General features: G+C 72.3%; 17 protein-coding genes and 1 pseudogene. 5 read left to right on the plus strand and 13 right to left on the minus strand.

The genetic code is table 11. The features are described 5' to 3' along the window. Positions 1-158 precede the first annotated feature (158 nt). Positions 159-2,762: a KGGVGR-motif variant AAA ATPase gene (locus G6R24_RS07960; RefSeq protein WP_163548513.1), complete on the plus strand. Its 2,604-nt coding sequence runs from the start codon at positions 159-161 to the stop codon at positions 2,760-2,762. Between the two features lie 6 nt (positions 2,763-2,768). On the opposite strand, the gene G6R24_RS07965 is transcribed toward G6R24_RS07960, so the two are convergent. From G6R24_RS07965 to G6R24_RS07985, 5 genes and pseudogenes are all read right to left on the minus strand, one after another. Continuing rightward, positions 2,769-3,491, minus strand: a complete 723-nt coding sequence (locus G6R24_RS07965; RefSeq protein ID WP_163548514.1) for a dienelactone hydrolase family protein — start codon at positions 3,489-3,491, stop codon at positions 2,769-2,771. Positions 3,492-3,541: 50 nt separating this feature from the next. Beyond that, a complete protein-coding gene (locus G6R24_RS07970; protein WP_163548515.1) occupies positions 3,542-4,081 on the minus strand; it encodes a TlpA family protein disulfide reductase in 540 nt (179 codons plus the stop codon). Positions 4,082-4,437: 356 nt separating this feature from the next. Then, positions 4,438-4,941 (minus strand): annotated as a pseudogene (locus G6R24_RS07975) (reverse transcriptase-like protein); the annotation flags it as partial. A 137-nt stretch (positions 4,942-5,078) separates the two neighbouring features. Beyond that, a complete protein-coding gene (locus G6R24_RS07980) occupies positions 5,079-5,822 on the minus strand; it encodes a zinc ribbon domain-containing protein (protein WP_163548516.1) in 744 nt (247 codons plus the stop codon). Between the two features lie 146 nt (positions 5,823-5,968). After that, the gene (locus tag G6R24_RS07985; protein WP_163548517.1) at positions 5,969-6,886 is read right to left on the minus strand and encodes a Nif3-like dinuclear metal center hexameric protein; all 918 of its coding nucleotides are present in this window, start codon (positions 6,884-6,886) and stop codon (positions 5,969-5,971) included. 150 nt (positions 6,887-7,036) lie between these two features. Between G6R24_RS07985 and G6R24_RS07990 the strand changes: the two genes are divergently transcribed. Then, positions 7,037-7,342 carry a hypothetical protein gene (locus tag G6R24_RS07990; RefSeq protein ID WP_163548518.1) on the plus strand — a complete coding sequence of 102 codons (306 nt, stop codon included), beginning with the start codon at positions 7,037-7,039 and terminating at the stop codon, positions 7,340-7,342. A 167-nt stretch (positions 7,343-7,509) separates the two neighbouring features. Then, positions 7,510-9,891 (plus strand): DUF8189 domain-containing protein, encoded by a 2,382-nt coding sequence (locus G6R24_RS07995; RefSeq protein WP_163548519.1) that lies wholly within the window; start codon positions 7,510-7,512, stop codon positions 9,889-9,891. Between the two features lie 36 nt (positions 9,892-9,927). On the opposite strand, the gene G6R24_RS08000 is transcribed toward G6R24_RS07995, so the two are convergent. After that, the gene (locus tag G6R24_RS08000; RefSeq protein WP_163548520.1) at positions 9,928-10,209 is read right to left on the minus strand and encodes a hypothetical protein; all 282 of its coding nucleotides are present in this window, start codon (positions 10,207-10,209) and stop codon (positions 9,928-9,930) included. A gap of 404 nt (positions 10,210-10,613) precedes the next feature. On the opposite strand from G6R24_RS08000, the gene G6R24_RS08005 reads away from it, so the two are divergent. Next, on the plus strand, positions 10,614-11,288 hold the full coding sequence (locus G6R24_RS08005; protein WP_163548521.1) for an LON peptidase substrate-binding domain-containing protein: 675 nt from the start codon (positions 10,614-10,616) through the stop codon (positions 11,286-11,288). Here G6R24_RS08005 and G6R24_RS08010 read toward each other — a convergent pair. The 7 genes from G6R24_RS08010 to lspA all read right to left on the minus strand — a co-directional run bounded on the left by G6R24_RS08010 (position 11,236) and on the right by lspA (position 17,738). Continuing rightward, positions 11,236-11,871, minus strand: coding sequence for a hypothetical protein (locus G6R24_RS08010; protein WP_225438256.1), 636 nt, complete (start codon positions 11,869-11,871; stop codon positions 11,236-11,238). The genes G6R24_RS08005 and G6R24_RS08010 overlap by 53 nt on opposite strands. Before the next feature lie 296 nt (positions 11,872-12,167). After that, entirely contained in the window at positions 12,168-13,148 is a 981-nt protein-coding gene (locus G6R24_RS08015; protein ID WP_225438257.1) for an ABC transporter permease, read from the minus strand. A gap of 40 nt (positions 13,149-13,188) precedes the next feature. Beyond that, positions 13,189-14,151, minus strand: coding sequence for an ABC transporter ATP-binding protein (locus G6R24_RS08020; RefSeq protein WP_163548522.1), 963 nt, complete (start codon positions 14,149-14,151; stop codon positions 13,189-13,191). Between the two features lie 88 nt (positions 14,152-14,239). Continuing rightward, positions 14,240-14,884, minus strand: coding sequence for a DUF6308 family protein (locus tag G6R24_RS08025; protein WP_163548523.1), 645 nt, complete (start codon positions 14,882-14,884; stop codon positions 14,240-14,242). Positions 14,885-15,034: 150 nt separating this feature from the next. Then, complete coding sequence (locus G6R24_RS08030) at positions 15,035-16,048, minus strand: hypothetical protein (protein ID WP_163548524.1); 1,014 nt, start codon at positions 16,046-16,048, stop codon at positions 15,035-15,037. Continuing rightward, the gene (locus tag G6R24_RS08035) at positions 16,045-16,983 is read right to left on the minus strand and encodes an RluA family pseudouridine synthase (RefSeq protein ID WP_163548525.1); all 939 of its coding nucleotides are present in this window, start codon (positions 16,981-16,983) and stop codon (positions 16,045-16,047) included. Before G6R24_RS08035 ends, G6R24_RS08030 begins: the two co-directional genes overlap by 4 nt. Further along, a complete protein-coding gene (gene lspA / locus G6R24_RS08040; protein ID WP_163548526.1) occupies positions 16,980-17,738 on the minus strand; it encodes a signal peptidase II in 759 nt (252 codons plus the stop codon). The genes G6R24_RS08035 and lspA overlap by 4 nt, the downstream gene beginning before the upstream one ends. Before the next feature lie 481 nt (positions 17,739-18,219). On the opposite strand from lspA, the gene ileS reads away from it, so the two are divergent. After that, positions 18,220-21,314, plus strand: a 3,095-nt coding sequence (gene ileS / locus G6R24_RS08045; RefSeq protein ID WP_163548527.1) for an isoleucine--tRNA ligase, incomplete at its 3' end; no start/stop codon positions are given.

Consider the following 21,314-nt stretch of genomic DNA (forward strand, 5'->3'; position numbering starts at 1 on the left):
GTTGGCCAGGTTCCTGGCCCACCGCCTGCGACGGCTACGCTGACTGTCCGGGCAGCGGGCAGGTGGGAGGGGACATGCCGGACAGGACGCAGGTCGAGGCCGATGCTGTTCGCGAGCGCATCCTCGACCGCCTGGGCAGAGGAGACCCGTGGGACGAGGTGCAGGTCGTCCCCGACCCTTTTCGGGGCTACCGCATCCAGGTGGTGAGTGGCAGCTTCAGGGGTCAGACGCCCAGCGAACGCCGCGGCCGTTCGCTGGGTTTGATCGTCGCCGACGATGATATCGCTTTCATGGATTTTCTCAGTCCAGAGGAGTCGGCCACTGCGGCGGCCGAGGGCGCAGGTGATCCTCTGCGGCCCGAGGTTTCCCAGCTCCCGCTCTGGCCGGATTCACTGGCTCGCGGTGAACAGCGCGACAGAATTGAAGTGCGACTGCCATCGCGCTCAGATGACTTTCTTTCCGCACCGTTGGTGGCAACTTTTTATTCGTTGCGCGGGGGTGTGGGTCGGTCCACCGCGCTGGCCCACACGGCCTTGCTGCTGGCGCAGGACCATCGGGTTCTGTGCATCGACATGGACCTGGAGGCTCCTGGGCTCGCCGCGTTGTTCGATGTGGAGCGCCGGGTAGGTCCCGATCAGGGTGTCGTGTCGCTGTTGCTCGGCACGGAGATCGCTGGTGAGCTTCCGGACGTCACACCGCACCTCCTGCGGGCGCATCCCGACCGTGAGCTCTATCTGCTTCCAGCGGGTCATCCGGACGCCAACTATGCCCGCAGACTCGCGCAGCTGGATCCTGCGTCCTGGTACCGGGAGGAAAGTAATCCGCTACGGATGTTGCTCTCCGCTGTGGGTGGGCTACGAATTGCTCCGCAGATCGTGCTCATCGATGCCCGGACCGGCATCAGTCCGCTGTCCGCACCGCTTCTGTTTGATCTCGCCGATCTGGCTGTCGTCACGTTCTTCCCGCACCCGCAGTCCAGAGTGGGCACGGGTGCGCTAACGCGTGCCCTGCTCGCCGCCCGCTCCGAGCGTGCGTACACCCCGGAGCCACGGTTCCTGGTCAGCCCGGTACCTGGCGCCGGCTCTCCGGAAACCCGTCGTCGTTACGAGGACCGGGCCGCGACCTGGATCAGCGAGTGGCTCGCCCCGGCTGTTCTCACGGATGGCCAACCGGCGTTTCCCGACGTGGATGAGCTTCTGCATGTCGTGGGGTACAGCGAGGACATGGCCAGCACGGATGCGGCGACCGCCGAGGCCGGCGGCAGTGCTTATGCGCCGGTCAGTGAATGGATCAAGGGGTTCGTCCCACGCTCTGCTTCGATCATGGCGAACAACGTCGGCGGCTCCGTCGTAGTATCCGGGTCGCCGTCGCTGGTGACGACCACAAAGGCGGAGGCGCTCGCCGGGCTGCGGATGTCCGCGGGTATAGCGGAGGCACAGTCCGACGACGAGTTCGAGCAGACCTACCTGCGTACCGGGACTGTTCAACAGGCTCTACGGGCTGACCGACCGCTGATCCGTGGCCGCAAGGGCACCGGCAAGACGGCGCTGTTCCGCCGGCTCGCCATGGCGGGCGGTATCGCTGTGACCAGCCCATCCAGTCTGCAGACGCGCCGGACGTGGACACCGTCCAGCGACACGTTCAAGGCGGTTGGTTCCCTCATCGCAGAGACCTCAACCGACTGGAGAGTCGCCTGGGCCGCGCTGATCGGTGTGACGGTGCGGCTGTACGGCGAGCCGCGGCTGCCCGAGTTCGCGATTCCTGGCGGCCTTGTCTGTGTCCACAAGCCTGAGCCGCGGTACACCGAGATCGACCTCGTCCGGGACCTTCGGTCGGTCTTGTCCGTCCCGGACGCGGGGTTGCTGGTGTGGCAGTGGATCAGGGAGCTGGACGCGGCCATCGATGAGCAGACGTTCCTGTTGTTCGATGGCCTGGATGCCGGTTTCGGCCCGACGGCCGCCGATCTGACGCGGCGTCGAGAGGGCGTCGCGGGGCTGCTGGCTCTGCTCGGCGAGCGCGGTGACGAGCTGTCCCGTCTGCGGATGAAGGTTCTGATCCGTGAGGACATCTACCGAAGCGTTCCGGTGCCGAACCAGTCCCACTTCTATGGGCGTGAGGTGCGGCTGTCCTGGGCGGATCAGACCGACTACCTGAAGGTAGTGATCAAGCAGGCGCTGCGGGCAGCAGCGGTGGCCGACCTTGTCCGACACGAGGTTCCGGACGCCCTGCCGAGCACCGGCGCGGAGGACCTGGTCGAGTCCTGGTCGCAGGCCCATGTGCTCGATGTCTGGCGGGTCCTGGTGGGTGAGCGGGTTTCCGGCGGCAAGACCGCCTTCACCCACAACTGGGTCTGGAACCGGCTCGCGGACAGTAACGGTGACCACTCTCCGCGCTCGCTGATCCGGCTGTTTGACCGTGCGGCCGAGCGGGAGCGCGGCTGGTACGAGTCGGCTCCCTACGAACGGAGCCTGATCCGGCCCCGCGCGTTGGTCGAGTCCCTGGAGGACATCAGCGACCAGGAGGTGCTGTCCGTAGAGGAGGAGTACCCGGAGCTTGGGCCTCTGTTCGAGGCTTTGCGGGCAGTCGGGCGTACGCCCTTTCCCGCGGGCGAGCTGGCCGGGGTCGAGGTCGACGTGGTGAACCTGGGCCTGGAGGTAGGGCTCCTGGGAGTCGACCTCGGTTCTCGTGACGACGCCGAGCGTTACCGCGTCCCCGAGCTGTATCGCAAGGCATTGGGCATGGGCCGCAAGGGCCAAGCCTGACGGCGGTCAGGGCCGGGGTTCGAAGACCTCGGTGAACAGGGCGATCATGGCGGTCCAGGCGCGGTCGGCGGTGCGCTGGTCGTAGCGGACGCCGGGGATGATTCCGTCGGTGATCGGGTCGGTGAAGCCATGTTCGGCGCCGCCGTACAGGCGTAGCTCCCAGTCGGCTCCGGCGGCGCGCATCTCCTGCTCGAAGGCGAGGCGCTGCTCCGCCGGGACGATGGGGTCCTCCGCGCCGAGGCAGAGCAGGACCCGGCCGGTGATCGCCCCCGGCTGTGCCGGCTGCTGGGTGGCCAGGCCCGCGTGGAAGCCGACGACCGCGCGCAGGTCGGCGCCGGCACGGGCCAGCTCCAGTGCGATCGTCCCCCCGAAGCAGAACCCGATCGCGGCAGTCTGCCCGGCCGCGACCTCCGGCCGGGCCAGCAGCACGTCCAGGCCGGCCCGGGCCAACGCCCGCTGCCGCTCGGGCCTGGCCAGCAGCCCGGCGTAGCGGTCGCCGGAGCGTTCGGTGTCCGAACGACCCCCGCCGCCGTAGTAGTCCAGGGCGAAGGCCGCGTAGCCGGCCTCGGCCAGACGGCGGGTCCAGTCGCGGGTGTGGTCGGTCAGGCCGCCACCGCCATGGCAGACCAGCACCCCTGGCCGCGGCCCGTCGTCCCGTGCGTCGTCGACGGCGAACTCGCCGATCAGGCGCAGATCCTCGTAGCTGTACTCGATCTCCTGCGTGCGCATGGCACCTCCACCGCTCACGATGCCCGTCCGGACTTTTCCGCGTCCAGCGACTATGCCTCGGTGGACAATCGGTCAAGGACGCCGTCAAGATCATCTGTGGTGACGCCGGCGATGAAGCGGGCGGCGATCCGGCCGCGGGAGTCGAGCACGTAGGTCATGGGCAGACCGGCGACGCCGGGCCAGCGTGCGGCCAGGGTGCCGGGCTTGTCGACGATCGTGGGGTAGGGCACGGCGAAGGTACGCAGGAAGGCCGCGGCGGTGTCTGCGCCCTCCTGATGGGCGACACCCAGAAAGGCAACGCTCGGACGCTGGTGGGCCAGTGTCACCAGGGCGGGTGTCTCCGCCCGGCAGGGTGGGCACCAGGAGGCCCAGAAGTTGACCACGGTGACACGTCCCCGCAGCGCCGCGAGATCGACCCGTTGCCCCGAGGGTGTCAGGCCGCCGGTCGGTGGCGCGGACCTGCGCTCGCTTGGCGCGGTGAAGGTAAGCCGTACCCGCGACCGCCCGGCGCCCGCGTCCCCGCCCCCGTCCGCTGCCGTGGCCCCCGTGCTGCAGCTGGCCAGGCACAGACAGACCGCCACCAGAAGCATCGGGACGACACGTCGCCCCACCCCATGCCGGACCGCACCCGCCATCGGTCGCACGACATCTCCCTCGCCAGCCCATCTTCTACAACTTGTAGAAGAAGTATAGGACGGTAGATGTGCCGTGTGCGTCGCGGTTGTCGACGGGGCTCCCACGGGCCGTCCTGTCGCCGGATCGGAGGGCCCCCGCTGGCCCGTTCATGCGACGCGGTGCCATCGTTCATCGGCCACGACCACGCCCTGTGGCGCTGTTTCCGGGGGCTGCGGGTGTGCAGGGTGCACACGGGTCGTCGTGGGGGTGTTCGTGTCCGTTTTGCCCCCCATGGCGACCCGTGTAGGTGGATCTTGCTGTGGGGTCGGTTGCGGGGCGTGGTGGGGGCGCGGTGGGGTTCGGGGTCGGGCGACTGGGGTTCGGTGGGTTCCCAGGTGCGGCCGGCGGCGGCCGCGTCCATAGCCTCGTTGGCCAGCCGGTCGGCGTCACCGTTGCGCTCGCGGGGAATCCAGCGGTAGCGCACGGCGGCGAAGTCGCGGGCGAGGCCGGTGGCCTCCTCGGCCAGCGGGCGCATCGACGGATGCTTGATCTTCCAGCGGCCGCTCATCTGCTCGACGACGAGCTTCGAGTCCATCCTGACCTCGACGGTGACCGACCCGGTGGACGGCGCGGTGAGCTCGGCGACGGCCCGCAGGCCCGCGATCAGCCCGGAGTACTCGGCGACGTTGTTGGTCGCCCGTCCGATCGACGCGGCGCGTTCGGCGATGACACGACCGCTCGCGGCGTCACGGACGACGGCGCCGTAGCCCGCCGGGCCCGGATTGCCGCGGGACCCCCCGTCAGCCTCGACGATCAGTGTGCGCTCGGTGCTCATCCGCGTCTCCCCTCACGCCGTTGCCCACACGCCGTGCCCGGCGTAAGCCTCCCACCGACAGCTCACCCCCCGACCGCCGACCCCACTTCGCCGCGGCGCGTCCCCGTCCAGCTGGATCGCCCGGCTGGATCGTCCGGTTACAGGCCGGACTCGGCGGTGCGGATCAGAATCCGCTGGCATTCCTCGCAGCGGACCACCTCATCGGCGGGCGCGGCGGCGACCTCACGCAGATCCCCACCGGAGAGCTCGAGGTGACAGCCCTGGCAGCGTCGCCGCAGCAGTGCCGCCGCGCCGACCCCACCGGACGTCGACCGAATCCGCTCGTACAGGGTGACCAGCGCGTCCGGCAGGGACGGGGCGAGAGCGCCGCGCCTGTCACGCAGGCGGACGGTCTCGGCGTCGATCTCGCCGCAGGCCTTGTCCCGGGCGGTGTTCGCCGCGTCGATCTCGGCGCGCACGTCGGCCTCGCGGCGTTCCAGGTCGGCGATGCGGCCGGCCAGGGCCTCCACGGCCTCCATCCGCTCGAGCGCCTCGTCCTCCAGGACTCCCTGGCGGCGCGCGAGCGAGGCCACCTCGGACTGGAGGTTCTCCAGCTCACGGGCGTTGCTGATGGCACCGGAGCCGAGCCGATCGGTGTCGCGCGCGGAGCGGGAACGGACCAGTTCGATCTCGTCTTCCAACCGACGCTGAGCTCGGGTCACATCACCGAGTTCGGTACGGACACCGATGAGATCGTCACTGATCGACGCCAGATCGGCGCTGCGGGCGGTGATGACCTCGAGCTCGGGCAGCGTACGGCGGCGCGCGGCCAGCCGGTCGATGCCGGAATCAAGCGCCTGCAGCTCAAGCAGGCGGAGCTGAACTGCTGGTTCGGCCTTCATGGACTCCTCACCGGTGTGCCCTCGAAATGCGTCGTGCCCTCGACATGCGTCGTGCCGTCGAACCGAAGCGTGCCGTCGAACCGAAGCGTGCCCAGGTGTCGTGACGGGCCCACCGCGGGCGCGGCCGCGTGCCTTCGCCCGCCGGGCTAGCGGGACGAGACGTGCAGGCGCCAGGGGTCGGTCACAAGAGTGGACACCGTCGTCCTCACCGTACGTCCCCGAGCCGCGAGACCTGCCGTCAACCGGGCGACGGCCTGCTCGAGCCAGGGCCATTCACTGGCCCAGTGCGCCACATCGACGAGGACGACCGGATGGGCGCTGACCGCGTCCAGCACGTGATGGTGCCGGCCGTCCGCCGTGACCAGCACGTCGGCGCCGGCCGCCCGGGCGGCACCGACCATCTCCCCACCGGACCCGCCGCAGACGGCCACCCGGCGCACCGGGGCGTCCGCGTGCCCGGTCGCCCGCACTCCCCCGGCCGTGGCGGGCAGTGCCCGCGCGACCCGGGCGCAGAACTCCCCGAGCGGCTCGGGTGCCGCCAGCTCACCGATCCGACCGAGCCCCCGGCACACCGCCGGGTCAGGCCCGCCACCGGCGTCGTGCCCGTCGGCCGCACCGGCCGCACCGGCGGCCACCTCGGCGGCCTCGGCCTCGACGGCGGCGGCATGCTGGGCTTCCAGCGGGCGGACGTCGCGCAGGCCGAGCGCCGCGGCCAGGGCGTCGCTCACCCCGGGTGCGGCGACATCGGCGTTGGTGTGGGCGGTGAACAGGGCCACGCCGGCGCGCACCAGGGTGGCGACCACCCGGCCACCGGGGGTCGTCTCGGCCACTCCGTGCACGCCGCGCAGGAACAGCGGATGGTGGGTGATCAGCAGGTTGGCGGAGCGGGCCGCCTCGGCGGCCACCTCCGAGGTCGGGTCGACCGCGAACAGCACCGACTCGACCGGTGTGTCCGGGTTGCCGACCACCAGCCCGACCGCGTCCCATGTGGCGGCCCAGCTCGGCGGATAGACGCTTTCCAACACCGTGACACAGTCACGGACCGTCGCCGTCCCATCGTTCATCGGGAGAACCCTACCCGTACGGTCGCGGCTGTCTGCCATGCGGTCACGCCGGCCGAGGCGCCGCGCGCCGCGAACCCTTCCCCCCGTAACGTCACGGATGGCAACAGACCCGCACAGGTGCGGGCGGCCACAACGAAGGGGTACCTGACCATGGCGGACGTGTCGGTGCGGTTCCAGGTGGCGGGTGATTCGGAGATCGTGCTGAACCTCGGGACCGCCGAGGCGGTCCGGCTGGTCGAGGCCATCATGCGCAAGGTCGCCGAGGCCGTGGGTGGCCCCTCCATGGGCAACAACGGGATGGGTAACAACGGGATGGGTAACCCGGCGATGGGTGGGCCGAGCATCGGCGGCGGCTCCCTCGGCAACAACGGGATGGGCGGCACGCAGCGTGCCGCCGTCGGCTCGAGCTGGCCCGAGATGCCGCAGTCGGGCAACGGCCTGCCGCCGACCCGGTAGCCGAAGCCGACAGGCCGATCCGGGCGGCCGCAGCGCGCCGGGTCCACCGGACGGCCCGGGGCGATCGGCCACGGAAAGCGGTTGCTTGGGCAAAAGCCCGACACAATGACCGCCCATCGCGATACAACTCCGCACAGCCATTCCCACCGAAAGGACAATGATCACGCATGGCGGGGGACGTACCGGTCGACGAACGCGCGCTGATCATCCCGTCCGGTCCGGGCAGCGCCAGCGTGCTGCGCGCGGCGGCGAGTCCTGACCAGCCGGGGCGGGGAGCGACCCCACCGAGCACGACCACCTCGGCCGTCCCGACCGGTGCCGCCGGGACAGCGGGCACCGCGGGCACGACCGCCGGCGGCCCGGGCGCGGCGACACCCGCGGACCCCCGCGGCGAGCGGACCCTGCACCACTACGGGCGGGTCCAGGTGCTCGGTCGGCCGCGTGACCCCGACACCGCGCGCCGCTCGGCGACCACGCAGCACCAGCCCGGGGTGCGCGGGCTCGCCGCGCTGATCCCCCCCGCCGACGGCAGCGTCGTGTCCACCACGGGGGTCTCCCCCGGTCTGAGTCGCGCCGAGACGTTGGGGCTGGACGCCTTCCGGCTGCGGGCGAGCTCGGCCTACCGTCAGATGAAGGCCGAGCGCCCGCGGGACGGCCACGACTGGGACATGGACCGGCCCTGCACCGACGTCCCACCCCCGCGGACCTCCGCGCCCAGCACCCCGACCCCGCCCGCGGCCCTCTCCCCCACCGCCACGCCACTGGCCCCCGCCGACCCGTCGTCCGCCGTGGGCGGCACCGCCACCTCGGCGGGTGGCGCCTCGGCTCTGGGGACAGCACCCCTGGGGACCGGGCCCCTGGGGACGGCGGTGCGGGCCACCTCGTCGAACGGCGCGATCGGCGACGGGGCGTCGAACGGCCCGCTGCCGTCGTCCGGTGCGGCGGGCGTGCCGACCAGCTCGCGGCTGGAGGGTTCGGTCGCCGTCGGGCTCATCCTCGTCGAGGGGCCGACCGCCGACCTGCAGTTCACCGCCGCCGAGCGGACGAAGGTCGTCGCCGAGGTACAGAACGGCCTGTCCTGGTACGCCACCACCAACCCGGCGGCGGACCTGGCCTTCCACTACGACATCCAGATCGTGCGGCTGTCGGTCGCGGCCAACCCGAACGCCACCGACCTCGAGGCGCTGTGGCGCGACCCGACCATGGACCGGCTCGGCCACAAGCCGAACTTCGACGGCGTCTACGACTACGTGGACGCGCTGCGCGGCCGGCTCCAGACCACCTGGGCGTACTGCGCGTTCTTCACCAAGTACCCGGTCGGCTACTTCGCGTACTCGTCGATCGGCGGGCCACGCATCGTCATGTCGTACGAGAACGACGGCTGGGGTCCCGACAACATCGACCGGGTGTTCACCCACGAGACCGGGCACATCTTCGGCGCCCCCGACGAGTACGGCGGCGCCGGCTGCGACTGCGGCGGCGAATGGGGTGTCTTCCACGCCCCCAACGGCAACTGCGACAGCTGCGCCTCCGCCCCGGTCGACTGCCTGATGCGCTCCAACAGTTTCGCGTTGTGCCGCTACACCCCGAGCCAGCTCGGCTGGGGACATGGCGTGACCGGTAACCCGGTGCTCATCCAGTCGAAGGGCCTGGGCCGCACCGGCAACTTCGAGGTGCTCGTCCCCTCGGTGTTCGCCGGGCTCACCCATGTCTGGCGCGACAACGACACCACCAGCTATCCGTGGCGCGATCCGTGGCAGACCGCGCAGTCCCTCGGCCCCGTCGACGCCGTCTCGATGGTGCAGAGCACGCTGGCCACTCCGGGGCCGCTGGAGGTCGTCGTCCTGGTCGGGGACGGGCTGCAGTTCCTCTGGCGGGAAAGCACCGGCATGTTCGCCTGGCACGCACCCGTCCCGATCGCCTCGGGTCAGGGTGTCCGGGGTGTGCCGTCGCTGGTCCAGAGCCGACTCGGCGCCAAGGGCAACTTCGAACTGCTCGTGCCCGCCGCCGACGTGGGCCTGGTCCACCTGTGGCGTAACCACGACGTGCAGGGTTTCCCGTGGAGCAGTCCGACCCGGTTCGGCGCGAACCTCGGCAAGGTCGACGCGGTCAGCCTGATCCACGGCACCCTCGGCGGCGGCACCGGCATGCTCGAGGCCGTCGTGCGGGTCGGCAGCCGGCTCGTCCACCTCACCCGGGACAACACCGCGGTGTGGCGAACCGGCCCGACCTTCGGTGAAGGTGTCGCCGGCAACCCCGCGCTCATCCAGAGCACGTTCTCCGGTGGCGCGCGCAACTTCGAGGTCGTCGTCCCCTCCGCCGGCGGCGGGCTGATCCACTACTACCGCAACAACGGCGCGTCCACCCCGTTCTGGAGCGGCCCGCGCCCCTTCGCCCCCTCGCTGGGGCGCGTCGACGCGGTCTCCATGATCCAGAGCAACTTCGACGGCCATCTGGAGGTCCTCGCCCGCGTCGGCGACGAACTCCACATGATCTGGCGGTCCTCCGGCCCGACCGCCACCTGGTCCACCCCCCGCCGCGTCTTCTGACCCGTTCCCCCAGGACCGGAACCGCCGGCGGACGGCCTAGCCGGTCGGGTTCGGCGCGTCCGGGGGCGTGTGGCCGGGGGCGTCCCAGGGCCTGCCGTCGGAGGGGCCGCGCGACTTCTCGGCGTGCCGGGCGAGCCAGCCGTCGACGAACAACGACTCGGCCGGACTCAACACCGCGCGCAGGTCCGCCGGCACCGCGTCCACGCACACCGCCCGGACCCCCGGCAGCGCGGCCACCTCCCGGGCCCGTGACGTCGGTGCCGCCAGCAGCACCAGCCGGGGCGGAAACGTCGAGGTGACCTGCCCGAATCCGCCCACTGCCGGGTCAGCGTCCCCCCGGCCGCCCGGACCTCCCGGCCGCCCGCTCACGGGCCCCGGGCCCGCCTCGCCCTCGCACGTCTCCTCGGCTGGGGCGGCCGAGCCAGGGTCGTCCGATAGGTCCAGAATGACGAGTAGTTCCGGTTCGGTTCCCCACACCGGCCCATTGTCCGGCGCGCACCAGCGAATGTCCCGGTTACCTCCCCATCGGAGCGCATCCCCCGGTCGGGCCACCCCACACCACGGCGGACGGCCGGCGCGGCGGGCGTGGGACGCCTGTCGGCCGAGGAAAGGGGAGAATCACAGAGCCCGCCGGATGGACACCGTGCCCGTCCCGGGACAAAGTTGCAGAAAGGCTCGGCCGTGGACCGGTGCAGGGCTCCGGAGGGGGGAGAACGCCGGCGATGAGCACCCGACTGCCGCTGTTCCCGCTGGGGACCGTCCTGCTGCCGGGGCTGGTGCTACCGCTGGAGATCTTCGAGGAGCGGTACCGGACGCTGGTCCGCGAACTGCTCGCCCTGCCCGACGACCACTCCCGCCATTTCGGGGTGGTGGCGATCCGGCGCGGGCGCGAGGTGGGTCCGGCGGTGCCGGCGCTGCACCAGATCGGCTGTACCGCGGTGCTGCGCCGCGTCCAGGAACATCCCGACGGGCGGTTCTCGCTGCTGACGGTCGGCGGGCGGCGTTTCCGCATCGACGAGGTCGACCAGCGGGGCGCGCCCTACCTGCTCGGTCAGGTCGAGTACCTGCCGGACGAGGTCGGTGACGCCCAGGCCGCCCAGGAGGCCATCGGCCCGGTGCAGCGCCTGATGCGCACCTACGCCGAGCGGCTCGCCGCCACCGGCACCGTGCAGATCTCCCTGCCGGACCTGCCCGACGATCCGATCGCGCTGTCCTACGTGGTGGCCGCCGCCGCGGTCACCGACCTGTCCGAACGCCAGGGGCTGCTCGCCCAGGCGGACGCGGCGCAGCGGTTGCGCGCCGAGCGGGCGCTGCTGCACCGCGAGGTCGGGCTGCTGGAGCGGATCACGACGATCGGGTCGAGTGAGCTGCGCCGCGTCGACCCGAGCCCGAACTGACCCGCAGGGACGCCACCCACAGGCCGAGCCCGAACACCAGCAGCGCCGTCACCGGCAGCACCAGATAGAGGCCGTGCGCCCGGACCCGCACGTCCACCAGATCCACCAGCACCGAGGACGCGTTCGCCGGCAGCCCGTGCAGGGCGTCCGCCGACCGGCGCAGATAACCGGTCCACCCGGCGATGAGCGCCCCGGCGGCCCCACCGGCGGCGAGCCCGAGCGGCACCGGCCACCCGGCGTCCCGTGCCCGCCACAGCGCCACCGCGCCGCCGATCAGCCCGGCGACGGCGCAGATGAGCCCGAACCGGGCGTCGATGTCACTCTGCACCGCGAACGCCGACTCGTTACCGGCCAGCGCCCCGTTCACATTCAGATGCGGCGCCGCCGCCGCCCACAGCAGACCGAGCGGAAACCCCGCCACCACCATGACCGCCGCGCAGATCAGCCCGGCGAGATATCCCCGTCGCCCCGGCGATCCGAGCCCCGGATGCGCACCGCCTCGCCCGGGCAGGACCGCGAACCACCCGGCCCGCTCACCCGCATCCCCGTGGATGCCGGCTTCCAGCGGTGACGCGGGGGGCACCGACGGGTCCTGCGGACCAGCCGAGACCGGCCCGGATTCGGATGATCTTTCCCTCACGTCGCCCCGCTCCGCCACCAGGCACCCGCTCGGCGGTCTCATCGCGGGAACCGCCACACCGACCGCTTCTGACACCTGACCCTATCGTGCCGGTACACCGGCCCCGCCGCCCAAGCCAGCAGCCGACCCGCCGGCCGCGCGGGCGCGCGGGGGCGGCGAGCACCGGGGCCGCGGCCCGTCCTTCACCGTCCCGGGGACGGGCCGGTCAGCGCCCCGGCAGTGCCCCGGGGACGGGTGGGTCAGGAGGTGCCGACGCGGCGCAGGGCCAGGACGGCGATGGCGAGGGCGCCGACGCCCACGGCGGCGCAGACGGCGAGGTCGGCGACCACCGTCGTCCAGTTGATGTCGCGTTGGAAGGCGGCGGCCAGGGCGTCGACGGCGTAGGTGCTGGGCAGGGCGTCGCGGGCCAGCCGGCCGACCTCGGGCAGCCGGTCGGCGGGGATGACCCCGAGGAACAGCACGATGCTCATGCCGAGCTGACCGGCGATCGTCGCGAGTTCCGGGCGTGGGGCGAGCAGGCCGACGGCGGCGCCGATACCCGACAGGCACACCCCGGAGAGCAGTACGACCGGCGCCAGCAGCCACAGCCCGGACAGCGACAGCCCGTACAGCAGACTGCCGAACACCGCGGTGACCAGCGTGCCGGGGGCGGCGAAGGTCGCATAGGACGCGGCGGTGCCAAGCACCACGGCGGCCGGTGGGATGGGCAGGGTGAGGTAGTAGTCCAGCGCACCGGCGGCCCGCAGCGCCCCGAAACGCTGCGCCAGCAGGTTCAGCGCGACGAACGCGACGACGAGCACCGTGGACCCGGCGACGACCTGCCCGGCGGCGGCGTTGTCGCCGACGTCGAGGATGCCCCGCAGCAGCACCAGGATGCCGATCGACTGGAACGACGCGACGAACAGCAGGGGAATCCGTCCGACCTTCGACCGGGCGAGCTGCCCCCGGTAGACCGCGCCGAAGGCGGTCCCGAAGCCGGTGGCCGCCGGGATGCGCGGCAGCATCAGTCCCGCGGGCCCCGTGGACAGCGCCTGGTCACCCGACGACTGGTCAGCGGACGGCTGGTCAGCGGACGGCTGGTCGGCCGACGGTTCGGCGCGCGACAGCGGGTCGGTGCGGGGCGCGGTGGCGTCCGGCGCGGTCAGCCCGGGCAGGTTCGCCACCGGGACGCTGCGGACGGTGTTCATCGTGGTGCCACGGGCGTCGGGAACAACGGTCATCGGGCCCACACCTGCTGGGCCGGACGACAGAGAGGTTCGGTCACGTCCGCTCCAGGTCTCGGGACGCCCCGCCAAGGGTGAGGTACACGTCCTCCAGGGACGGTGTGGCGAGGCTGAAGTCGTCCAGGGCGGCGAAGGCCGCTCCGGTGGTGAGCCGGCCAAGGGCCTCGCGGGCGGCGACGGGGGCCATCCGCACCGTCCAGCGGCGGCCGCGGATGGTGGCCAGGCCCGCGAGCATGGCGATGGTCGGATCGTCGGTGGGCGGGTCGTGCCGCCAGGCGAGGTCGAGCCGGACGTCGCCGGAGACGGACGCCTTGAGCTGACCGGGCGTGTCACAGGCGATGACCCGCCCGGCCTCGAGCACGGCCACCCGATCCAGCACCGACTCGGCCTCCAGAACGTTGTGCGTGATGAGCACGATGGTGGTGCCGGCGGTGTCCCGGCGGTGCTGCAGTGCCCCCCACACGGCCCGGCGGGCGACCGGGTCAAGGCCGGTGGTCGGCTCGTCGAGAATCAGCACCGGCCGGTCGCCGACGAGCGCCGTGGCCACGCACGCCAGCCGCCGCTGCCCACCGGACAGGCTCGACAGCGGCCGGTGCGCGACCTCGGTCAGGCCCAGTTCGGTCAGGATGGCGTCACGCGCGGACCGGGCGTCGGCACGGGACAGCCCGCGCATCCGGGCGGTGGTGCCGACGGCCGTGGCCACCGGAAGTTCGGCCAGGGCCAGGTCGGCCTGACCCAGGTAGCCGGCCAGCCGGGAGGGCAGGTCGGGTTCGGCGCGGACGTCTCGACCGAACATCGTGATCGTGCCGGCATCCGGGCGCAACAGGCCCATCAGCTGGCGGACCAGAGTCGTCTTGCCCGCACCGTTGGGGCCAAGGACTCCGAACACCTCGCCCTGGCGCACGTCGAGGTCGATGCCGTCGTTTGCGAGGACGGAGTGCTCGCCCACCCCGTGTCGCCGGGTGAGCCCGCGGACGGCGTAGCTCAACACGCCGCCCATTCTCGCAGCCGAACCGGCGAGCGGGCCGCCCCGGTCGTCGGGGAAGCCTCACACCCCCGCATCGGCGCCCATGTCGGGGCACCGGGCATCAGACCGCGCTGCTCATCCAGACCACGATGTCGAGCATCCGCAGCGGGGTGACGGGCGGACCGCCCTCGGGCACCAGGCTCGCGAGCCGACGGAACTCCTCGGCGTTCTCCCGCAGGTCGTACTGCATGGCCCGAACGAGCAGACCCATGTACTGCCGCCAGCTGCGGCCGTCGCGGGGGGACGGCGGGACGCAGTCCTCATGCTGGTAGAAGATCCGCACCTTGGAGTCGAACAGCGGCACCAACGCCGGACGCTTGCGGTGCAGCACCTTCGCGATCAGCGAGCCCTTGACGTCGCGGTCGGAGACGTCGGGGTCGTCGAGCGGGTCGTAGAGCGCCGCGACCAGGTCAAGGGTCATCTCGTCGGCCTCGACCAGCTCGATCCCGGGGGGAAGCTTGTCCAGCGCGCGTTGCAGCAGCGGCTGCAGGGCGGTCAGGGTGTGCATCCGGTCGACGGCGACGTGCACGCCGAGCAGACTCGGGGCGAGCAGATCACTGGTACACAGCAGGTCCGGGTCGCTGTTGGTGACCAGACCGTCGTAGTAGGGATAGGCGTACCGCAGTCCGCGCCGACGAGGGCCCAGATACTCGGCCAGCAGGCTTTCCGCGTCGAAGACCTCTCGGGTCCCTCTCGCCAGCTTCACCGCTGGGCTCCTTGTCGTTGTCCGGAACCTAAACCATGTCCGCCGTCATCCTGCCCGGTCCCCGCCGGTCCGGGAGCGTCGGGGTTGGCCGCAGTATGACCTGGAACTGACCGCGACCAGCGCCGATGATGCGGTACGCCACCAGGCGAGTCAGTGCCGATCCGGTGCCAGTGGGATGAAGGTCACAGTCGGTGGGGCGGTGTCGGGTGGCGCGGGGTCGACGACGCGGACTCTGGGGTCGGCGGCGAGCTGGGTGAGTCGTCCCGCCGGGGCACGCACGACCGCGGCGAACAGGCAGGCGCAACCGGCCCGCAGCTCGGCCGCGGCGCGATCGTCACGTTCCTGGGCGTGCGCGTCGCCGGCCCGCCCGTCGGCGGCGGCGCGCTCGGACGCCTGGCTCGCCGCGGCGGCGAACGCGGCCTGGACATCGGCCACCGGGTCACGCACCGTGACCTGCTCGGTTTCGCCGCTGATCCCCGCGGTGAAGAACACCTGCACGATCCGGTAGCCGCCGACGACGTCGAGCAGCCCGCCGGGGGCGACCACGGCGGTCAGGCTGGCCACGGCGTACACGTCGGTGGCGGGTGCGGCCGCGGTCAGTGAGGCCAGGCTCTGCCGGCTCGCGCCGAGATAGTCAGCGACCGTGTCCTGCGCGGCCGGCCCGATTCGCACCGCCGGCACCGCGGCGGCACCCCCCGACGCACCGCCTTCCGACGCACCGCCTTCGGGGGCGCTGGCCGGCACCGGAGCGGGTGCCGAGCCGCCCGGTAATCCTCTGCCCTGCCCCGTCCCGCCCGTGGTGACCAGGGTCGGCGCCCGGTCGCGGGCGCCCTGCACGATGGCCGCCACCGCGCTGACCACGATGAGGGTCACCACGCCGAGCACGACGATCCGCCCACCCCGGCCGCCCGGCAGCACGATCGGACCGGCGGCACCGTCGTCGCCCTCGGTGACCCGCAGCCGGTCGACGACCTGCCGGGCCCGCCGCGCGGGCGGGTCGAAGCCGGCCACCAGCAGACGCCGCAGCGCCACGACCAGATGGCGGGCCCGGGGCACGACGACGTCGTCCAACCGGTCAAGCACGCCGAGCGCCCCAAGCGCTCCGTGCCCGCCGGCACCCAGGCCGGCGCCGGCCCGGGCGCGGGCACCGGCCGCCTCGGTCATGTCTGGTCCCGTAGCCGTTCCAGCGCGTCGGCGAGATCAGCCGGATCGGGGCTGGTGAACGTGACCTGGCCACCGTGCCCGGGATGTTCGAACGACAGCGAGGCCGCGTGCAGCCACTGGCGGCGCAGCCCCAGCCGCTCGGCCAGGGTCGGGTCGGCACCGTAGGCCAGGTCGCCGACGCAGGGATGCCGCAGCGCCGACAGGTGCACGCGGATCTGGTGGGTGCGGCCCGTCTCCAGGCGCACCGACAGCAGCGACGCGGCCCGGAACGCCTCGTCGAGGTCGTAGTGGGTGACGCTGGGCCGGCCGTCGGCGACCACCGCGAACAGGCCCGGACGCCGCGGATGCCGGTCGATCGGGGCATCGACGGTGCCACGGGACGGGTCGGGATGGCCCTGCACGACGGCGCGGTAGCGCTTGTCCACCTCCCGCTCCCGAAACGCCCGCTTGAGCAGGGTGTACGCCCGCTCGCTCTTGGCCACGACCATGGCGCCGGTGGTGCCGACGTCCAGACGGTGCACCACCCCCTGGCGCTCCGCGGCACCGGAGGTCGACACGCGGTAGCCCATCGCGGCCAGCGCGCCGATCACCGTCGGCCCGGTGAACCCGGGGGCGGGATGGGCGGCGACCCCGACCGGTTTGTCGACGACGACGATGTCGTCGTCGTCGTGCAGGATGCCAAGCCCCGCGACCGGCGTCGGTTCGACGGTGATGGGCCGCGGCGGCGCCGGCAGGCACACCTCCAGCCACGAGCCACCACGGACCCGGTCCGACCGGCCACGGATCTGACCGTCGAGGCTGGCCTGGCCGTCCTCGACGAGGGTCGCGGCCGCCGTGCGGGACAACCCGAACATCCGCGCGATCGCCGCGTCCAGGCGGACCCCGTCCAGGCCGTCGGGCACCGGGAGGCTGCGCAGGTCACCACTGGTGTTCACCCGCGCGGCGCCTGCTGCTCGGAGTGCTCGGACCGTTCGGCGTGCTCGGGGGTCGCGCCATCCCGGCGGGCACCGTCCGGGGTGTCCGTGTGGTGGCTGCCGTCCAGACCGACGCCGCGCAGCGACAGCAGCACCGCCAGGACGCCACCGCAGACGATCGCCGAGTCGGCGACGTTGAAGATCGGCCAGTGGTGCAGGTGGACGAAGTCGACGACGTGGCCACGCAGCGGACCGGGTGCGCGGAAGATCCGGTCGATCAGGTTGCCGATGGCCCCGCCGAGCAGGGCGCCGAGCACGACCGCCCAACCCGTCGAGCGCAGCCGGCGGGCGGTGAAGACGACCACGCCGATCACCAGCAGGGCCACCAGGCTCAGCACCACGGTGGACCCGCCGGCGATGCTGAACGCGGCGCCGGAGTTGCGGGTGAGTTCGAGGTCGAGCACACCCGGGATCACTTCGACCGGGTTGCGGCCCGACAGTTTCGCCACCGCGAGATGCTTGGTGATCACGTCGAGGGCGATCAGCGCCGCGGCGGTCGCGACCAGCAGGGCGACGGGACGGCGGGCCGCTCCCACCCCCGCCGGGCGGCTGGCGGCGGGGGTGGGCGCACCGCGGCCGGTGGGATCTTCGGACACGCTGCTCCCGATGCTTGTCGTCGCGATACCGGCCGGCGCGACACTGGCCGACGCCACACTGGCCGACGCCACACTGGCCGACGAGACCCTGGTCGTCCCGATGCCTGTCGCCTCCCCCATCGGGTCCACTTTACGGGCCACCCCGCGGCTTGCGGACGCCCCACGCCCCACGCGATCCCGACCGGGAGAACTGTCGGCCCGGTCGACTAGACTCGGTCGTGCGCGACACAGCGTCGATGGGGACGAGTAGCGGCGAGTGCGGCCCGAGCGAGCCGGGGTTGGTGGAAGCCCGGCGGCCAGCACGTCCGCGAAGATCACCCCTGAGCTGCCGGCAGAACGGAGCCCGCGCCCTGGTACCTCCCGGTGCCGCGGGCCCTCAGTAGATCCGGTCGTCGCGCGCGTGACGAGAGGCCGCCCGGTCCGCCGTCCCGCCGTGAGTTCCGCGGCGGTGCCGGCACCGGGCGTGCAAGGAGGGTGGTACCGCGGTACCCCCGGCTGCCCGTGCGGGCGTCCGGTGGCGTCGTCCCTCTGCCTGGCACCGATGCCCATGACAGCGACGACCAGCCAGCGACGACGACCGAGGAAGACCGGGTCCGCCACGATGAACGACGCCCCACGCACCCCCCGTTACGCCCCGCTGCCCGCGCAGGCGGACCTGCCCGCCCTCGAACGCGAGACGCTGGCCCGCTGGCAGGACACGAAGGTCTTCCACCGGTCGCTCGCGGCGAGCGCCGACCGGCCGCTGTGGCGTTTCTACGAGGGCCCACCGACCGCCAACGGCAAGCCCGGCGCCCATCACGTCGAGGCCCGCGTCTTCAAGGACATCTTCCCCCGGTACCGCACGATGAAGGGCTACCACGTCCCCCGCCGGGCCGGCTGGGACTGCCACGGCCTGCCCGTCGAGCTCGCCGTCGAGAAGGAACTCGGTTTCACCAGCAAGAACGACATCGAGGCGTACGGCATCGCCGAGTTCAACGAGCGCTGCCGCGAGTCGGTGCAGCGCCACGTCGCCGAGTTCGCCGCGATGACCGAGCGGATGGGCTACTGGGTCGACCTCGACACCGCCTACCGCACCATGGACACCAGCTACATCGAGAGTGTCTGGTGGTCGCTGCGCCAGATCTTCGACAAGGGCCTGCTGGTCGAGGACTTCCGCGTCACCCCGTACTGCCCGCGGGACGAGACCCCGCTGTCCGACCACGAGGTCTCCCAGGGTTACACCGACGTCGACGACCCGTCGGTGTACGTCCGTTTCCCCCTGCTCGCCGACGGGCTTGGCCTGGCCGAGCGGGGCGCGCACCTGCTGGTGTGGACGACCACGCCGTGGACGCTGGTGTCGAACACGGCCGTCGCCGTGCACCCGGACGTCGAGTACGTGCTGGTCCAGGCCGCCGGCGGCGAGCTGCTCGTCGTCGCCGAGGCGCTGGTGGCCGCGGCCGTCGGGGAGGATGCCCGTGTCCTCGAGCGTTTCACCGGCCGCGCGCTCGCCGGTGCCCGCTACGAGCGGCCGTTCGACCTGCTCGACGCCGCGCTGTTCGCCACCGGCACCGGTGTCCCGCACACGGTGGTCACCGCCGCGTACGTCACCACCACCAACGGCACCGGGCTCGTCCACCAGTCCCCCGCGTTCGGCGCCGAGGACCTCGCGGTCTGCCGGGCCGCCGGGCTTCCGGTGGTCAACCCGGTCGGCCGCGACGGCCGGTTCGTCGCCGACACACCGCTGGTCGGCGGGCTGTTCTTCAAGGACGCCGACGCACCGCTGAACGCGGACCTGACCGCCCGTGGCCGGCTGTGGCGTGCGCTGACCTACACCCACAGCTACCCGCACTGCTGGCGCTGCCACACCCCGTTGATCTACTACCCGCTGCCGTCCTGGTACATCCGCACCACCGCGATCCACGACCGTCTGCTCGAGGAGAACGCCCGCACCGACTGGCATCCCTCCCGCATCCGTGACGGCCGGTACGGCGAGTGGCTGCGCGGCAACGTCGACTGGGCGCTGTCCCGCAACCGCTACTGGGGCACCCCGCTGCCGATCTGGCGGTGCGCGGACGACCCGTCCCATCTGGTCTGCGTCGGGTCGCTCGCGGAACTGTCGGAGCTCGCCGGACGCGACCTGACCAGCCTCGACCCGCACCGCCCGTTCGTCGACGAGATCACGGTGGCGTGCCGCACCTGCGGGGCGGACGCCCACCGGGTGCCCGAGGTGATCGACGTCTGGTACGATAGCGGCGCGATGCCGTTCGCCCAGTGGGGTGCCCCGCACCAGGGCGCCGAGGAGTTCGCCCGGCACTACCCGGCGCAGTACATCTGCGAGGCGATCGACCAGACCCGCGGCTGGTTCTACACCCTGATGGCGATCGGCACGCTCGTCTTCGACCGCTCGTCCTACGAGACGGTGCTCTGCCTCGGGCTGCTGCTGGACGCCGAGGGCCGCAAGATGAGCAAGCACGTCGGCAACGTCCTCGACCCGTTCGAGCTCTTCGACCGGCACGGCGCGGACGCGGTCCGCTGGCTCATGCTCGCCGGCGGCTCCCCCTGGTCCGATCGTCGCGTCGGCCACGAGGCGATCGAGGACATCGTCCGCCGTGTCCTGCTCACCTACTGGAACACCGCGTCCTTCTTCTCCCTCTACGCCGGCGCCGCCGGCTGGCACCCCTCCACCAGCACGGACACCGCCAGCACCGCGGCCGCCGGTGAGACGGCCCCGGCCGGCGTGTCGGCGCGCCGACACGTCCTGGATCGCTGGGCGCTGTCCGAACTCGCCGACACCGTCGCCGAGGTGGACGAGGCCCTGGACGGCTTCGACTCGCTGCGCGCCGGTCGACGCATCGCCCGCTTCGTCGACGACCTGTCCAACTGGTACGTGCGCCGTTCCCGCCGCCGTTTCTGGGCCGGCGACCCGGACGCCCTGGCCACCCTGCACACCTGCCTGGACGCCCTGACCCGGATCATGGCGCCGTTCACGCCCTTCCTCACCGACTGGCTGTGGGCGCGCCTGTTCGCCGACACCACCCCGACCACCCCCGACTCCGTGCACCTGACCAGCTGGCCCGAGCTGCCCGCCGACCTGCACTCGGCGCGGCTGTCCGCGCAGATGGAGCTGGTGCGCCGGATCGTCGAACTCGGCCGGGCGGCCCGCGCGTCCAGTGGTGTGCGCACCCGTCAGCCGCTGACCAGGGCTGTCGTCGGCGCCGCGGCCTTCGCCACCCTCACCCCCGAACTGCACGCCCAGATCGCCGAGGAACTCAACGTCGGGACGGTGGAGGCGGCCACGTCCGACCTCGTCGACGTCACCGTGAAGCCCAACTTCCGCGCTCTCGGCCGTCGCTTCGGCAACCGCACCAAGACCGTCGCCGCCGCCATCGCCACCGCCGGCGCACCGGTAGACGGCCACCTCACCCTCACCGTGGACGGTGAGACCATCGAGCTCTCCGGCGACGATCTGATCATCACCGAGACCCCGCGGCAGGGCTGGGCCGTCACCGCCGAATCCGGCCTGTCCGTCGCCCTCGACCTCGAGATCACCCCCGACCTGGCCCGCGCCGGTGTCGCCCGTGACATCGTCCGCATCCTTCAGGACGCCCGTAAGGCCGCCGGTCTCGACATCACCGACCGCGTCGACGTCCGGTGGGCGAGCACCCTCGCCCCCACCGCTCTCGCCCTGCGCACTCACAGCCAGACCGTCGCCGAGGA

The organism is Candidatus Frankia nodulisporulans, assembly GCF_902806475.1.
Lineage (GTDB): Bacteria > Actinomycetota > Actinomycetes > Frankiales > Frankiaceae > Frankia > Frankia umida.

Bases quoted from the DNA above. Each gene is read 5' to 3' on its own strand.
- G6R24_RS07965 (WP_163548514.1), bottom strand. From the start codon at position 3,491: ATGCGCACGCAGGAGATCGAGTACAGCTACGAGGATCTGCGCCTGATC.
- G6R24_RS07970 (WP_163548515.1), bottom strand. From the start codon at position 4,081: ATGCTTCTGGTGGCGGTCTGTCTGTGCCTGGCCAGCTGCAGCACGGGG.
- G6R24_RS07980 (WP_163548516.1), bottom strand. From the start codon at position 5,822: ATGAAGGCCGAACCAGCAGTTCAGCTCCGCCTGCTTGAGCTGCAGGCG.
- G6R24_RS07985 (WP_163548517.1), bottom strand. From the start codon at position 6,886: ATGAACGATGGGACGGCGACGGTCCGTGACTGTGTCACGGTGTTGGAA.
- G6R24_RS07990 (WP_163548518.1), top strand. From the start codon at position 7,037: ATGGCGGACGTGTCGGTGCGGTTCCAGGTGGCGGGTGATTCGGAGATC.
- G6R24_RS07995 (WP_163548519.1), top strand. From the start codon at position 7,510: ATGGCGGGGGACGTACCGGTCGACGAACGCGCGCTGATCATCCCGTCC.
- G6R24_RS08005 (WP_163548521.1), top strand. From the start codon at position 10,614: ATGAGCACCCGACTGCCGCTGTTCCCGCTGGGGACCGTCCTGCTGCCG.
- G6R24_RS08015 (WP_225438257.1), bottom strand. From the start codon at position 13,148: ATGACCGTTGTTCCCGACGCCCGTGGCACCACGATGAACACCGTCCGC.
- G6R24_RS08020 (WP_163548522.1), bottom strand. From the start codon at position 14,151: ATGGGCGGCGTGTTGAGCTACGCCGTCCGCGGGCTCACCCGGCGACAC.
- G6R24_RS08030 (WP_163548524.1), bottom strand. From the start codon at position 16,048: ATGACCGAGGCGGCCGGTGCCCGCGCCCGGGCCGGCGCCGGCCTGGGT.
- lspA (WP_163548526.1), bottom strand. From the start codon at position 17,738: ATGGGGGAGGCGACAGGCATCGGGACGACCAGGGTCTCGTCGGCCAGT.